General features: G+C 47.3%; 10 protein-coding genes and 1 tRNA gene. 6 read left to right on the top strand and 5 right to left on the bottom strand.

Features of this window, described 5'->3' with window-relative positions; translation table 11 throughout:
- Positions 1-40 precede the first annotated feature (40 nt).
- A complete protein-coding gene (locus GCWU000325_RS03015; RefSeq protein ID WP_040599238.1) occupies positions 41-2221 on the bottom strand; it encodes a glycoside hydrolase family 97 protein in 2181 nt (726 codons plus the stop codon).
- Positions 2222-3320: 1099 nt separating this feature from the next.
- Between GCWU000325_RS03015 and GCWU000325_RS03020 the strand changes: the two genes are divergently transcribed.
- On the top strand, positions 3321-5006 hold the full coding sequence (locus tag GCWU000325_RS03020; RefSeq protein ID WP_006254590.1) for a leucine-rich repeat domain-containing protein: 1686 nt from the start codon (positions 3321-3323) through the stop codon (positions 5004-5006).
- Between the two features lie 160 nt (positions 5007-5166).
- Here GCWU000325_RS03020 and GCWU000325_RS03025 read toward each other — a convergent pair whose 3' ends face one another.
- The 4 genes from GCWU000325_RS03025 to GCWU000325_RS11900 all read right to left on the bottom strand — a co-directional run bounded on the left by GCWU000325_RS03025 (position 5167) and on the right by GCWU000325_RS11900 (position 9506).
- The gene (locus GCWU000325_RS03025; protein WP_006254591.1) at positions 5167-6717 is read right to left on the bottom strand and encodes a glycosyltransferase family 4 protein; all 1551 of its coding nucleotides are present in this window, start codon (positions 6715-6717) and stop codon (positions 5167-5169) included.
- A gap of 331 nt (positions 6718-7048) precedes the next feature.
- Positions 7049-8128: a hypothetical protein gene (locus tag GCWU000325_RS03035; RefSeq protein ID WP_006254593.1), complete on the bottom strand. Its 1080-nt coding sequence runs from the start codon at positions 8126-8128 to the stop codon at positions 7049-7051.
- Positions 8129-8522: 394 nt separating this feature from the next.
- A complete protein-coding gene (locus GCWU000325_RS03040) occupies positions 8523-8966 on the bottom strand; it encodes a low molecular weight protein-tyrosine-phosphatase (RefSeq protein ID WP_040598825.1) in 444 nt (147 codons plus the stop codon).
- Positions 8967-9134: 168 nt separating this feature from the next.
- Positions 9135-9506, bottom strand: a complete 372-nt coding sequence (locus GCWU000325_RS11900; protein ID WP_154646562.1) for a hypothetical protein — start codon at positions 9504-9506, stop codon at positions 9135-9137.
- Between the two features lie 92 nt (positions 9507-9598).
- Here GCWU000325_RS11900 and GCWU000325_RS03050 point away from each other — a divergent pair, with 92 nt between their 5' ends.
- From GCWU000325_RS03050 to GCWU000325_RS03070, 5 genes are all read left to right on the top strand, one after another.
- Entirely contained in the window at positions 9599-10174 is a 576-nt protein-coding gene (locus GCWU000325_RS03050; RefSeq protein ID WP_006254597.1) for a TlpA family protein disulfide reductase, read from the top strand.
- Positions 10164-11444: an MFS transporter gene (locus GCWU000325_RS03055; protein WP_006254598.1), complete on the top strand. Its 1281-nt coding sequence runs from the start codon at positions 10164-10166 to the stop codon at positions 11442-11444. The genes GCWU000325_RS03050 and GCWU000325_RS03055 overlap by 11 nt, the downstream gene beginning before the upstream one ends.
- A gap of 115 nt (positions 11445-11559) precedes the next feature.
- Positions 11560-11632 (top strand) — tRNA-Lys (locus GCWU000325_RS03060).
- A 676-nt stretch (positions 11633-12308) separates the two neighbouring features.
- On the top strand, positions 12309-12563 hold the full coding sequence (gene rpsT / locus GCWU000325_RS03065; protein ID WP_006254600.1) for a 30S ribosomal protein S20: 255 nt from the start codon (positions 12309-12311) through the stop codon (positions 12561-12563).
- Positions 12564-13467: 904 nt separating this feature from the next.
- Entirely contained in the window at positions 13468-16326 is a 2859-nt protein-coding gene (locus GCWU000325_RS03070) for a hybrid sensor histidine kinase/response regulator transcription factor (RefSeq protein WP_006254602.1), read from the top strand.
- Positions 16327-16626: the final 300 nt, after the last annotated feature.

The raw sequence follows: 16626 nt of genomic DNA on the forward strand, positions 1-16626 counted from the left end.
TGATGCGAAGCATCCGCTGTTTTGGCACTACTATATATGTTTACTTACGGATAATACTGATTGCAAAGCCACCGCCGCTTGCAGCGCGAAGCGAGAGTTTAGTTTTGTTCGTTACGACCATCTTTTTAATCGTGTAAGCCTTCGGGTTTTTATCCCAGCTCGCATCTTTGGCATCGGCGTAGATGGTTGCCTCATATTTTGCCCCGGGTGTGAGGAAGTCGAAGTTGAGTTTAGATGTATGGCCGTTCTCATCTGCCGTACAACCTACGAACCAGTTGTCCGTGCCTTTGGCTTTACGGGCAATGGTAACGTAATCGCCGGGCTCAGCTTCGAGATACAAACTCTTATCCCAGTCTAACGCCACATCTTTAATAAACTGGAAGGCATCCAAGTGGGCTTGATAATGTTCGGGAATGTCGGCTGCCATCTGCAACGGACTATACATCGTCACGTAGAGAGCCAATTGGCGTACCAAGGTCGAGCGTACTCTTGAGCCGTTGTTCGGATTCATCTTGGAAAGGTCCATCTCGAAGATACCGGGTGTGTAGTCCATCGGACCGCCTATGAGTCGGGTGAAAGGAAGAATAGTCGTGTGATCAACAGCGTTGCCACCAAAAGCCTCATATTCCGTTCCGCGCGCACTTTCGTTGCCGATCAAGTTAGGATATGTGCGGCAGATACCCGTAGGACGCGTTGCCTCGTGCGCATTAACCATCAATTTATAATCAGCAGCCTTCGTCAGGCAATAGAGGTAGTGATTATTCATCCACTGATCGTAGTGGTGATCGCCACGCGGCAACATGTTGCCCACATAGCCGCTTTTTACGGCAGGATAACCATTGTCTACCATAAATTGATAAGCTTTATCGAGATGGCGCTCGTAGTTGCGCGTCGATGCAGACGTTTCGTGGTGCATAATCATCTTAATGCCTTTAGCGGCAGCGTAAGCATGAATGCCTTTAACGTCAAAATCAGGATACGGCGTCACGAAATCGAAAACGGAGTCTTTTTCGTGGCCAAACCAGTCTTCCCAACCTTCGTTCCAGCCCTCTACGAGGACGGCGTCGAAGCCGTGTTCGGCTGCGAAATCAATGTAGCGCTTCACGTTGGCTGTGTTTGCACTGTGTCTTCCGTTGGGTTTTGTTTTCGTATAATCAGTTTCGCCGAGTCTTACGGTCAGTAAGTCGTCGGTATAAGCCCACGTACCTTTATTGGTAATCATATCCCACCAAACGCCGATATATTTTGTCGGCTTAATCCAGCTCGTATCTTTTATTTTGCACGGCTCGTTGAGATTGAGCGTCATACGGGAAGCCAGAATGTCTGCACCTTTGTCTCCAACGATAATCGTGCGCCACGGCGATACGCAGGGCGTCTGCATATAGCCTTTATCTCCGCGTGCGTCGGGCGTGAGCCAGCTTTCGAAGGTCATCGTCTTGTCGTCCAAGTTGAGGTGCATTGTCGAGTAGTCAAGGCAAGCAGCTTCGTGCAAGTTGATATAGAGGCCGTCGGCCGTTTTTAGCATCAACGCCGTCTGTACGCCGGTCGGCGAGAACGGGGTTTGCGAAGAATTAGGGGTGATGGCGGCCTTCATTTTGCCGCGTATTTCAGAGAGTTTTGACGTAACGGTTTCATACTCCTGCGTATCGTAGTCGCCCGGAAGCCACCAAGCAGTGTGGTCGCCCGCCATAGCAAACTGCGAGCGCTCTTCTTTGATGGTGAAGTAGGTCAAATTCTTCTGCGAGGGGAACTCGTAACGGAAGCCGAGTCCGTCATCAAACAATCTGAAGCGGATAATAATATAGCGATCATTTTTCGGCTGTTCGAGCGTTACAGCCATTTCGTTATAATGATTGCGAATGCTGCTTTCTTCGCCCCAAACGGGTTGCCAAGTTTCGTCGAAAGCGGAGGTTTCGGTCTTAGTCAAGCGGAAGCCCGTCATTAAATCGGCTTTCTGATCCAAAGTACCGGCGTCTTTGCGCTGCTTAAACTCGAAGTCGACCGCAGCATTGGGATCCTCGCGTTTAAGTTCAATACCTAACATCGAGGGGCGAACAACGGTTCTCCCTTTGTAGGTTAACGAATATACGGGGCGTCCCGCGGCGTTCAAACTGAACGTCATCTTAAAATTGCCATTGGGTGAGACCAACTCTTGTGCGTGCAATCCGAGTACGGTTGCAACGAAGAGGAACAAGACAGAAAGGATCTTTTTCATTATAATCTGATTGTTTGGTTTTTGTTTTGCAAAAATACAACGCTTAACAATCACTTGCAGACAATATAAGAAAACATGTAGGTTTTTAGAAAAAGAAAATTCCGCTAAGCTTTTATATGACAGCTATTTATATTTTTTCAAGCATCCTAATTATGTAGATTCCATGTAAATTCATTTGCAAAGTAAATCTTACAAAAGAGCGTTGTAATTTCACCAAAATCCTCCTTTTGCTTATTCTAAAATAGCAATTTTGCCCTTGTGAAAAACTTCATTTTCTCGTTATTTGAAGCCGTTTGGAGGTGACAAACGAACAGCCCTAACGCTTTTGGGTAGGTCTACCTTCCCCAAGCGGAGCGATGAATCGCTGCAGCGCGCGACAGGTAATGCAACGCGAATATTGGGATTTAGGCCATCTTTACGCAAACTACAAACGGGATAAGGCTATCATTTTCAACAAGCAACGCGCATAGGCGATTCGTTTGCTGCCACCAAACGATGGTTTGCTGCCGGCAAACGATGGTTTGGCGCGAGCATACGATAGTTTGCTGCCAGCAAACAATAATTGCTTGCGTAGGTGGCGCGGTGAAATGGGAAATCTATGGCTGTTTAATCAGCCGCCGTGAAAGGGATTTTTGCATTTTACGCGGGCTTTTGAAGATAGGACTACTTCTTTAAGGCTTTTTAGGGGAATAAAAGGGGAGAATAATCCGGTTATTACAGTCGGAAGGGATGGTAGATTTAGACTTTTGAACAGGCATTAAGATTTAAATTGTTCACTTCCGAAATTACGCATATTGAAGTAGGTGAAAAATGGGCTAATCTGCGATGAAATGGGCAAAAATATGCATTTTCAGTCTCAAAAGAGGGAGGAAATATTGGCCCACCTTGAAGCTGTCAGAGCGGTCTAAGCCCTGCTCGGTTCGTGGTGTGAGAAGAAGAACGCGGAGCGCGAGAAAATTTAATTTGGGAAAGCGTTTGTTCTACGGATAACGGGCTTTTTATGTAAATTTGCAAGCACAACCAACTTAGTTTAGCGCTTGGCCGGTTTCTTTACTTGCCTTGTGCGCTTCTAAATCAATATGTCTAACATACTTAATTTTACATTATGCATTCAAAACTTTTACAGCTATCTGCCGGATTGGTGCTGAGCGCAGCTTTTTGTACGCCGGCCCTCGCGGATCAAAGCAAGCCTAAAGGCTACTCAACGGATCAGCCCAAAATAATACTTACTACGGGCGAAGATCTCGATGAATGGACATTTATCATCAATGCTGACGAAGAGGAAATGGGCAATGTTTGGGTCGACTTGAACAATAACGGAACCTGCGACGAAGACGAGCCGGTAACGAACTTCGGTGGGCAAATCGATTTTACGTGCGTGGATAAAAAGATTACGATCTACGGAAATATTACGGGGCTCAACTGCGCGCAAAATGATTTGACGTCGATTGATATTTCGGGCGCACCACAGCTTCTTAAACTCTTGGCGGGCCGCAACCAATTGAAGAAAATCGATCTCAGTCACAACGCAAACTTGCAAGAGCTTTATCTCTACAAGAATAAGATCACGACACTGGATCCTACGCCGTGCCAGTTTCTGCTCGAACTCGATGTGGATGAAAACAAACTGAATGAAATAAATCTGAGTAACTGCCCGAATTTGACTAAATTCTCTTGCACGCGCAATGCGATAAATACGCTCGACCTTTCATCGCAAAGGAATCTGCGCATACTCTATTGCGGCGGAAACAACTTGACCTCGCTCGACCTCTCTAAATGCGAGGAGCTGCGTGAGGCTACGTGCGCCAACAACTTGCTGGAGAACATTTCGATTGCTGCAAACAAAAAGTTGAAGGAGTTCTACTGCGCAGCAAATAAATTCACGACGTTGGATGTTTCACAAAACACAAAAATTGAACTGCTCGACTGCCGTGATAATCAACTGACGTCGCTGGATGTCTCAAATCTCTATGAGCTACATACGTTAGCTTGCGGCTATAACCGCTTGAACACGCTGACTTTCCCGATCGAAAAGGATGGCAAACACGCGGGACTGATCAATCTTTACGCCCAAAGCAACGCGCTTTCTCACTTGGCGCTGGAGCGCACACCGGATATGAAGGTGCTTTATGTGATGGAGAATAATTTTAGTGAGTTGGAGTTGGAACTGATCCCGCAATTGACGCTGTTTAGCTGTTCATCGAACCCGATTAAAGAACTCTCAACGGGCGCAAACAGTATGCTGAGAACGCTGGGCGCAGCTAATGCACAACTAAAGTCGTTGGATTTAAGTTCGAACAGGGCGCTGATGGTTTTGCAATGCTACGGCAACGAAATAAATGGGGAAGCAATGACGGCTATGATTGCTTCGCTGCCTGCACGTAGCGCGATGGAACCGGGCGAAGCTTTCGTTGTGAACACGCCGAAAGGGGATAAGAACGTCATTCGCCAAGCTGATGTGGAAGCAGCCAAGAAGATTCATTGGCAAATCTTTAACTTCCTCGACGGCGTTAACGAAGGACGCAACCCATATGAGGGGGTAGAGGTTGGCATTCAGACGCCGGAAGTCGTTAACCCGTCATTGTCGCTGATGTCTTCCGGCCGCGCACTCTATATTAAGATGGAAGGCAAGGCTACTCAAGACCAACTTTACGTCATTGACGCTGCGGGGCGCACGGTCTTGACGCAGAAATTGGATAAAGGCTCTAACGTCGTGGCATTACCGAATTTGGCGAGCGGCGTTTACGTAGCACGCATCGGACAATGGAACCGGAAGTTTAGCATTCAATAAGTTTTTCGATACTTTTCAAATACGCAGCGGCTCTTACGCAAAAAGAGTCGCTGCGTTTTCTATTGGCCGCGTCCGCAAACGGAATTGGCAAAACAAAATCCCGCCACGCGGCACGCTTACGGCCGATGGCGGGATGAATATAGAGGGATTGAAGATCTTATTATTTGTGCAAAGGCACTAAGGATGCCGGCTCCGTACTCGGATCTCGATCCTTGAGCAGTTCGAGCCAATGCTTATAGGCCATTTTATCCGATTTGGCAGGATAGCGGATGATGATATGGTCGTTCTCTTTCTGATGTTCTATGTTGAGCAACAGCTTTCTGAACACAACATTACTAACCCAAGTATACGGCATCTGCTTATCGGTAGAGAAGGATGAGGTATAGTTTTCAATACCTTTATGCTCAAACAAATTATGTAAAGCAAAAGCGGCCTTACCATAAGCGATCCACGAGTTCATATTGGGCATCGGAGAAACAACTATGTATTGGAGACGATTTTCTTCGGTACGCATATGATACAAAATGTGCTCTGAAGATGACACAGTGGCACACTGCGCTTCAGCCATCGCAACTTCGAGACCGTCAGCCGAATCAGCCGCGCCGGCGGCTTGCCGCCGGCGGCGGGCACGTATGAGCAAAGTAACGCCGTATTGGAGCAAGCAAAACACAATTATGTCGCCCAAGAAAATAAGGTTAATATTGAGCTTGTAAGCTGCACCTACGTTGATCAAGATAAAGAACACGTCGAACGTAAGCAGAAGAACGAGCGTTGAGCGCTGACTTAAGCCGAGCGCCAACAGCTTGTGGTGAATGTGGGTCTTATCCGGCTTGAACGGGTGTCGACCGTGGAGCATCCGCAACACCATTACGCGGATGGCATCTAAACCCGGAATGAGCAGAACCGCCCAGCCCATAATAAAAGGCGTAGCATCGGTGACGCCAGCGGAACTTGGCATCACAAAAATCACGCCCAGCAAGCCCAGAATAAAGCCCACAACCTGACTGCCGCAATCGCCCATAAAGATCTTGTTGTGCCGCTCCACTTTGCCAAAGACATTGTAATAGAAGAACGGAACCAGAGCGCCCAGCAACGCAAACGCGATGCCCGCACCTGCCACTACGCCCTGCCCGGCAAACTGCACGCCGAAGAAGAACAAGGCCACCATACTCAAACCTGAAGCCAAGCCGTCAATACCGTCAATTAAATTGATGGCATTTATAATATAGACGATCAAGAGCACAGTTAGCGGCTGCCCGATAAAGGGCGAAATCTCATAAACCCCGAAGAGCCCATAAAGATTATTGATCCACAGATCTGAAAGTACGATCAAAAGGGCGCAAATCGTTTGAACTAAAAACTTCAGCTTGTAATTTATGCCGTTCAAATCATCAGCTATGCCCTCTACATATAGTAAGATGAGGGCACAAAGTCCGAGCGTCGGCGGCTTAGCGGCCAAGATGTCGACCTCACGATTGTCAGTGACGCCCTGCAAGATGGTTCCCAAACCATAAAGGAGCGTATAAGCAAAGATCAATGCCGGCGTAAAGGCGATGCCGCCCAAACGCGGAACGATGCCGGTGTGAACTTTTCGCTCATTGACAGTATCGAAAAGTTTCCGGCGAAAGGATATGAGTATGATGCGCGGAATCATCAGCGCCGAAACTAAGGCACTGGCGACGAAGCTCATTAATATGGCGAATAGCGTCATTGTATGCTTTTACTTTGCTTTAAGAACAATCGCGTCGCGGCGGACTATCAAAGATGTAAATGCAGCCTTTGGTCGGTAGAACATCGTTTAAACTTTGATTCCAACTATTTGAGGCGTCGTTGTCAAGAGGTTGCAAGCAGCCCCTCTTACTTTCAAAGGCCTGAAGCGGAGGTTTCGATGTCGGATCTCGCCCTGCGGACGACCTTTCTTCAGGTATGTTGCTTGGGTTTCTTCTTTATGTAACGCGCCAATTGCACAAAAATTGCGGTATGCTCTTATTTTTATTTCCTTTTTTTGTTCTTTTTTTTGCACTGCACCGCGTCGCATTCGCTCAAAAGCGTTTAGCAGCGGCCAGCGTCGGAGTAGAATCACGGCCGACGCAAGCAAAGCCGTTGCGCAGCAAAATTTCATCGCGCCAGACCTCAATTTTCTCCGCGATGTCTGTCGGTCGATTCGGCGCATCAAGCAGCGCATCGAGCTGCATCGAGACCTGTCGACTCAGGCGAGCAATCAGCTCCCGTCCGGCGGCATCCGTGAGCATCAAATCTTGGCGAAAAGCCGCTAATCGCTCCCATAGATAGCACAAAATCTCGAGCGCCGCGCCCCAGTCGGCTTGCGCCTGCCGCTCCTGCGCCGTTTCGATCCAGCGCGCCCCGCTACCGGCGAGCAGCAAGCGATCCGTCGACGTCTGCGGCTTGAAAAGCGTTCGCTCCACAGCCGTTTGCAACTCCGTCAGGCCCTCTTCAGAAGCCGCCGCACTTTCGTATTCTTCAGCGCGTCGCATACGGATATAATCCGCTACGTTTTCAAACGATTCGCGATGGATTCCGCCGACGGCAATCGTCATATCTCCTACGCGCAGAACCAGTTTTCGATCGCGGTCTATCCGAATAATGTAACCCTCCAAGCCCGTCATTGGGCCGGAAGTTATACGAACGAGCTGACTACCGGCGTAATGTTCAAACGGATGAAGCAGAAAACGGATGCGCGTAGCGTCAAGTTCGGCGATCTTCATAAAGGGTTGCATCACGGCGTGCGGAATTCGGGCCACGCAGCGCGTAGCATAATCGCACGCCAAGTGCAGTTCCGGCAAGCGTTCTTTGAAGTAGGCCTCGACAGCCTTTACTTCGCCTTGAATAAAGATGAGTCCGCTGATCGTCGGGCGCAATTGCTTGCACACTTTGTCGTGATTACGAATATATTTGCACGATTGATGCACGAACGTAGGAAAGCAATTGTCCGCTTTCAGCTTTTGTGCGATGTGCTTGAGTCGGGCATTGTGCGTAAAGAAGTAACTCCAATCAGCATCAAGGGCCGGTCTTGATTCAGCACGAGCCATCTGCTTTTGCGCCCGCCGCAAGTTCGTCGCCGCAGGGCCTTCTATTGTATTGTCTTCTTTATGTTCCGTCATTATTTCAACGCAATGCAGCGACATACGCGCCAGACCGCTTCAGAATATTGCGTGCAAATATAAAGAAAACCATCTGACATTTTTATATAAAGTAGCAAAAAAACGCAGCCTTAGCCACCGCATTTTTTAATATTAGCAGACAAAAAACTTATAAAGACATAGAAACGAAAAGCGAGAAGTTTACCAGCCGCGCGTCCGAAGCATTTTCGGAAACGGCCGCTGCAAAACAAACTAAGAATGCAAAGTGCGGCGGTGCTTAGGCCTTTTCAAAACGACCTTACGAGGGCGATGGGAGCAGACTTACGACCATTGCGCAAACATCATCATCGAGACGATCAGATGGCGCTTTTTTCACAATCCGGACACACTTTGGGCGTAGCTGAAAAAAGCAGCCTCACAGAATCTTTGGAAGCGCTGCACACAGATCAGCGTAGGTCTTTTCAAAATCACGCGTATACCACGGGTCAGCCACATCACGATTTTCACCGATGAGCGCCATCAGTAGGCTTATTTTGTCTTCCTTGTCTTCTATTCCAATCGTATGGAGCCGTCGGAGGTTGTTTCTGTCCATCACGAAAATCCGGTCATAATAATCATAGTCGGCTTGCGTCATCTGCCGTGCCTCTCGAGGCTCGAATGGCACGCCATGACTGCGCAGACAATGCTGAGCCGGAGGGTACATATCGTTACCTATTTCCTCCGTAGACGTAGCCACACTGTCGATCTCAAATTCTTGCGCTCTTCCGGCGTCTTTTACGAGCTTCTTCATCAGAAATTCCGCCATAGGACTTCGGCATATATTGCCGTGACACACAAAGAGGATCTTTTGCTTCTCCATTACCGTGTTTTTCGGGCAAAGATAAACATTTGCAATGAAAAAAAATACAAACACTCGGCCCTTATACCAAGGCATTATAGTTGATTTACGCCCCCCTTTGTCGGTGAATAAAGGAGGTCGGTCTACACTGTTTTCCCGACAGATTTACACGAAACCATGCAGCTACACTCAAAGCAACCTCACGAGGGCAATAGACGCAAACTTTCTACCAAAATCGAACGATAAGGCCTTGCACTTTTTTTGTTTGCTGCCACCAAACGATAGTTTGCTCCGAGCAAACGATAATTTGCTGCCGCCAAACAATGGTTTGCTGCCGGCAAACAATAAAAACGCCCTTCTCAACGTCCAAAACCCGCAGACGGTGACGGCCGAACAACGATTATGGCCGGCAATTGCTCCACGGACAGAAAAAGCCAAAGCGGCCGAAGGGTCGCAAAAGGCTTCGCCGCCACCCCGGTTCGCACCTCCGTGCCTTTTCCCGCAGTCGGCCGAGAAAAAATTAGAGACGAGCGAGAATAATTGCCCGATGAAGTGGACCATTTTAAATACTTCTTTATACATTTGCAAGCTATACAGGGGCTTGCGGTCAAGACATCTCGGCCACGGTATGGACTAAGCACAATAAAAACACAATGTACACTTTCAGAAACAACACGTCCGGCGCCACCAAGCGCGTAGGGGAAGCGGCTAAAAGGCTCCGACTGCTGGCCTACTGCGGCTTAGTGCTCTTAGGAAGCCTGCTGGCAGACGCACATGCGCAGCAGGGTGCAACCACACCGAGCAAAACTTGCACTGTGGGCGACAAGATCCCCGCTTTTTCCATTCTGTTGAACAACGGACAAATGCTTACCGAAGCTGATCTCAAAGGGACGGTTTCAATCTTGGCCTTTTTCAACACCGGATGCTCGGATTGTCGGCGCGAATTGCCCCACTTGCAAAAAATAAGTGAGCGCTTTCCCGACGTAAATATTATATGTATCTCTCGTGCAGAAACGGAAGAGTCGATCAAATCTTTTTGGACGGATAAGCAACTGACACTTCCTTATTCTGCACAACCGGATCGGCAAGTATATGATGCGTTTGGAGCGAAAGGTTTGCCAAAGCTTTATTTGGTCAATAAGGACCACGTCATTTGCTGCACGTATGCCGAGCGCTTAAGCAAGCGCGTTTTAGTTCGTCAAATCAAGAAATTGCTCTATGAACAATAATCATTTCAATCTGAAAATCCGCCTCATCTTGATGAATTTTCTGGAGTTCGCCGTTTGGGGAGCTTACCTGACAGCTATGGGGCGCTACTTAGGCAACATCGGACTCAGCACTGAGATTGCGTGGTTCTACTCTATCCAAGGCGTAGTCTCGATTTTTATGCCGGCTTTAATAGGTATGATCGCCGACCGCTTTGTTCCGGCACAGCGACTATTGGGCATTTGTCATTTATTGGCGGGCACGCTGCTGATTGCGGCAGCACTCTATCAGCAGAGCACACCGACGTGGAGCTTCGGTATCTTCTTTACGCTCTACACTTTGAGCGTGGCTTTCTACATGCCGACATTGGCGCTCACCAATTCAGTGGCCTATACGATATTAACGCGCGCCGGTATGGATACAGTGAAGGATTTTCCGCCCATACGCGTCTTTGGCACGATCGGTTTCATCTGCGCGATGTGGTTTGTCGACTTAGCCGGAATCCAAGCCGACTATCGTCAGTTTATTGCTTCAGGTGTGCTCAGCTTAGTGCTCTTTGCTTACGCCTTCACGCTACCCGCTTGCCCCATCATCAAAGACGGGCGCAAAAAGAGCTTTGCTGAAGCCTTCGGACTCAACGCTTTTGCGCTCTTTAAGCGCAAGGATATGGCGCTGTTCTTAATCTTCTCGATGCTATTGGGTGTCAGCTTACAGATTACGAATAGTTTCGCGAACCCATTCATAAGTAGCTTCGCGGCAATGCCGGAATACGCCGAGACGTTTGGCGTGCAGCACACTAATATCATTATTTCGATCTCGCAAATCAGCGAAACGTGCTGCATTTTGCTGATCCCGTTCTTCCTAAAGCGCTTCGGCATCAAAAAAGTAATGATGATCGCGATGGCCGCCTGGGTCTTCCGCTTCGGCTTGTTTGGTTTGGGCAATCCGGGTTCGGGACTTTGGATGTTTATTCTCTCAATGTTAGTTTACGGCGTCGCGTTCGACTTCTTCAACATCAGCGGTTCGCTCTACATTGATCGGGCCACGGACGATAGCATCCGCTCTGCCGCGCAAGGATTGTTTATGCTAATGACCAATGGAATTGGCGCTACGGTCGGCACATTGGGCGCGCAATGGCTGATTAACAAGATGACGCACCCCATATCGCACAATGGGAACATTTATACCGTAGGCGATTGGCCGACGTGCTGGTTTATTTTCGCCGGCTACGCACTTTGTGTCCTCGTTTTCTTTACGCTTATGTTCAAGGAGCGCACAAAACCAGCCGCATAATCAGGGCTAAACAAACAAAATCAAAGTCCTTGTGCAAAAAAAATCATTTTTTTGGCGCAAGGGCTTTGTTAGTTCTACGAAAACTCCTACCTTTGCATCCGCAAAACAAAAGCATGCACTGCTAGCTCAGTTGGTAGAGCAACTGACTCTTAATCAGTGGGTCCAGGGTTCGAATCCCTGGCGGTGTACGAAAGAGGTCTATCTGACGAGGATAGACCTCTTTTATTTTTCCTTTGATTTGCGCCTTCTTTTATCGCTTTTGTATCGCGCCAAATGCCATTCCAACTCCGCCTAAGTTGATCCGCCGCTTACGGGATACCGACCCAAACAACTTTATCTCCAACCACAGCTCACCCCAACCCCACATAGCGATGCTTTAGTCGCTCTAGAAGCCACATAAATTCGATGAGGCGCCACCGTCATCGTGACCAACGCATCCCGAGGCTCACCCGCACAAACTACTCCCCCACTCTGCCGCCCCCCAACCACATCTACACGCCGCAACGACACATTGATTATATAATAGCGTCTTAATTCGATGAAAAAAACGAGGACAAAAAGCGATGTAACACCAACTAAAAAGCAATTTTAGCGCCGTAAAAACACCCCGCCAAACGACTTGCACCGCCCAAATTCAACCCCGTAACGCCCCATATTGGAGAAAAAAGCCTTTTATCGCAAAAAAAAGAGTCAAAAGATTTGGCAAGTAAGAACTTTGCCCTATCTTTGCACCCGCAATTGAGCCCCAATGAGGCAAAAGTTGCTCGGTTGGCCTATTCGTCTATCGGTTAGGACGAGAGATTTTCATTCTCTAAAGAGCAGTTCGACTCTGCTATAGGCTACAAATAAGAAAATAAAGAAACAATGGCAAATCACAAATCCTCCCTCAAAAGAATTCGTCAGACGGAGACACGCAGATTGCACAACAGATATTACGCTAAGACAATGCGCAACGCCGTTCGCAAACTTCGCGCAATGACTGACAAAACTGAAGCTACGGCTTTCTTGCCGAAGGTTCAGACGATGCTTGATAAGTTGGCTAAGAACAACATTATCCACAAGAATAAGGCTGCCAACATTAAGTCTAGCGTAACTTTACACGTGAACAGCTTAGGCTGATCTTTATCAGCACGCAAACACATAACCGAACTTCGCAAAGAGGTTCGGTTTTTTTGTTTTTATAGGTCTATCCTACTATCGATAGGCAAAACTTTCTACGCGCGCCAGCTTACTCATTAGTGTACGCTTTGTTTTTCTCGTGCACAGCAAAATCATTTATCTCTATCACGAATACATTGAAGAAAAGCTTCTTTTTTTGTGCGGCGTTTGTCAGTCGCACTTTTTAGCTCGCCTCCACGTTTTGCACTTTGGTTTGCTTTCTGATTGCAAAGTTCAGTGAATCTCTGTTTTCTATCAGACTCTACTAACGGGCGTGTCCTTAGGCTACCGTTCGACATAATCATCTATCTTCATCTTATTCATGCTATGTGTTGTCTCGTTTTTATGTGTGCTTTATGGCGGTGTATAAGTTGATATTATTTCCCATTTCATCGAAGATTTTCTGTTTCTGCCAGATCGTTTTACGTCCCATTTCAGATGGTGTATAGCACAACAAATCTTGGCCTACTGTGTTCCGCGGTAAGGTTATAAACTCCTATTAAGTGCATTGTCATTCGGTTGCAGATGCCTCTTTCTTTCCAATATTTCTACGGAAATAAGTCATCAAAGTTCTGCCTGAGTTGCGCTAACGCTATAGATCAATAGAAAAAACACAAAGATAACGGGCGCCCCTACCTTAAGTTTCAAATTTATATTTATTTTTGCATCGGTTTCTCAGCTCATATATTACGAACGTTAGTCAAGAGTTTATGCGAAACAAGCATTGATCTAAAGACAATTCTCTATGCACTATTGCCGTCCTGATCTTCCTGATATCTTTTTCTCACGCCCCCTTTTGCTAGCGGCGCATAAAGTGAAACTCGCTACATCATGCTTGCACCTCTGTATAGGGGTTGGCGTTTTTATGCTACTAATGCTGCTCTCCTCCTGCGGTCGCCAATCGGCCAGCATCAGCTATGAAGAGCGCGCAGCATTGGAAAAACAGGTCGAAGGAGCGTCTTCAATCGATTCGATAGAGGCTCTGCAGCGTCGTTTTGAGGAGAAAGGCAACAAAATCGGCAGTATCATAGCTCTGCGCATAAAGGGAAAACGTCTTCGCGATGAGAGCCGCTTCGAAGAAGCTGTGCGTGCCCACTCTGAGGCACTCAAACAAGCTGAAGCGCTTAATGATACGCTCGAATGGGTGCGTATACTCAATAATATTGGAACGGACTATCGCCGAATGAGTATACTCGATGTGGCGCAAGAATACCATCATCGCGCTTTAAAGTTGAGCGAAGAATTTTCCGACACTTCTAAACTAGCGCTTAAAAACCACGTGAAGTCGCTCAATGGTCTAGGTAATATTTATATGAGCTTGGGCAACTTCGAGCGTGCAGATAGCGTTTTGCGGCTTGCGCTAAAGGGAGAGCAAAAGCTCAATAGTGCCGTAGGGCAGGCCATAGACAATGCGAACCTTGGCTCTATCTTTGAACACCGCGGCAAGTTGGATTCCGCGCGCGTTTACTATTTGCGCTCTATGGAATTCAATAAAGCAGCCAATGAGGTTATAGGCATATCGCTTTGTCATACTTATTTAGGCTCGCTCCACGAGAAAGCCGGCGAATATGAGCAGGCGGCGCGTGAGTATGAGACGGCTTATGGACTCATGCAGGCTTCCAAAGATGAATGGCACGCTTTAAGTCCGCTTTTGGCATTGACTAATATTTACTTCAAAATAGGGAGGACGCCCGAGGCTTTGAGCCGGTTGGATCGTGCAAAAGAGATGGCTACCCGAATCAAATCGCCTGAGCATCTTGCAGAAGTTTACAATCTATATTATAAGTACTACAAGCAATTAGGTCGCTATGCAGATGCGCTCTCTTGTTACGAGCAGGCCGACTTTTGGCAAGATAGCGTGCTGAATATTGGGCGCGTCAATCGCATACAAAATATTAGTTTGAATATTGAGCGCAATCATCGTAAGCGCGTGCTTAACGAAGCGGAGATAACGCTGCAATCGGAACGTACGATGCGCTATGTCAGCTATGTTGTCTTTATCTTTGTTTTGGTTTCCTTGTTTGCTACAGTTGTCTTAATGTCTTATGTACAGCGTATCCGCAAACGGAATCATATTGCCTTAAAGCAAATGTCGCAAATGCGAGAGAATTTCTTTACGAACATTACCCATGAATTTCGCACTCCGCTCACTGTGATTCTTGGTTTAAGTGGCGAATTAAAGCAAGATGAGGCCTTGCCTGCTGCGACAAAGGAGAAAGTCTGCACAATTGAACGTCAAGGCGAAAACTTACTCGCTTTGATTAACCAATTGCTTGATATCTCAAAGATAAAATCATCGGTGGGCAATCTTGATTGGCGCAGTGGCAATATTGCGGCCTACATTACGATGATTGTCGAGTCTTATCGTGATTATGCCCGATGCCGCAATGTGGATCTCCACTTCGTAACAAACGTGGATTTAGAGACCGACTTCGTGCCCGGTTATCTCAATAAGATCATCAACAACCTACTTTCCAATGCCTTTAAGTACACGCCTGAATATGGACATATTACGGTCAGGCTGGAACGTGATAACGAAAACTTATTGATTAGTGTGGCTGATACGGGCAAGGGTATAGACCCCGCGGCGCTTGCTCATATTTTCCAACCCTTCTATCAAGCTGAGCAAGATACCGGACAGGTAGGAACGGGTGTAGGACTTGCATTAGTTCATCGCATCGTAGAGGTTATCGGTGGAAAGATCCGCGTAGAAAGTACGCTCGGTAAGGGGACAACGTTCCATCTGAGTCTGCCCATCCGCCATCAAAGTAAGCAAGCTGTAGATGGTAATCCCATTGCTGGCGCACCCATAATACCTGATACGACGGAGCCGCTTGTCGATAAAGTGGAAGACGATAATAACGATTGCCGCATACTCATCATTGAAGACAACAAGGACGTGGCCGCGTATATCGGCTCACAGTTGACGTCGCGTTACAGCGTATGCTATGCAGAAAATGGAAAGGTGGGTCTGCAGAAAGCCGAGGAACTCGTACCCGATTTAATCATCACCGACTTAATGATGCCTGAGATGGGTGGTCTTGACGTGTGCCGAGCGATCCGAACGAACGAGATTGTCAATCATATCCCGATCATTGTCATCACAGCGAAAAATACTGAAGAAGATCGCATTAAGGGATTGGAAGCAGGCGCTGATGCATATCTCGTGAAGCCCTTCAATAGTGAAGAGTTGCGTACACGAGTGGAAAAATTATTAGAGCAGCGCAGCTTACTGAGGAGCAAATATGCGAGCGCCTTAAAGACCAACGAGATAGTCACCCCAACTTTGTCTACAGCCGATGAGTTTTTCCTTGGCAAGACGATCGACATCATTTATGCCTTGCTCGATACGCAGCAGCTCGAAGTAAGCTTGCTGGCCGACAGATTGTGTATGAGTAAGCGTCAGTTCCACCGCAAACTCATGGCGCTTACAGGAATGTCGCCTGTCACTTATATAAAGACGGTTAAGATGCAACGGGCAAAGATGCTGCTTGATACACGTCCCGAACTTTCACTCGACGAGGTTGCCGAACTTTCAGGCTTTGAGCATTATTCAGGCTTCTACCATGCCTTCAAAAAGACCTATGGCTTCACGCCGACGAAATATAAACGTAAGGTTAATGACTCATCAGCCGAAGAGTGCGAACCTGATTTTGATGAGGACGATGATGATTTGCAAGATAACGTAGATACGCCCGATGAAATGTCATCGTCAGAAACGTAAGTTATACCTCGCAATTTTTCAAAAACATACTTTGCAGCTTTCCATATGAAGACTGATAGCTGTAGTAACAGGTCTGTGATCGTAGGCTTTTTTATGACCTCTAAAGGTTGATTTTTTAAGTCGCGCCAATGTTCATACGTGAAAGCGTTGTAAGACTAAGTCGACGTGCCTATTATATATATATTGTGTGCTTTGGCATTTTTAGTATTGTTCGTTCAAATCTATATCTGCGCGCAAGAGCCTTTAAGGATTGTTCCTAAATGGCGCTAAGTGGATAGCAACTTGTTGTTAGGTTATCGT

The sequence above is a fragment of the Alloprevotella tannerae ATCC 51259 genome (assembly GCF_000159995.1).
GTDB lineage: Bacteria > Bacteroidota > Bacteroidia > Bacteroidales > Bacteroidaceae > Alloprevotella > Alloprevotella tannerae.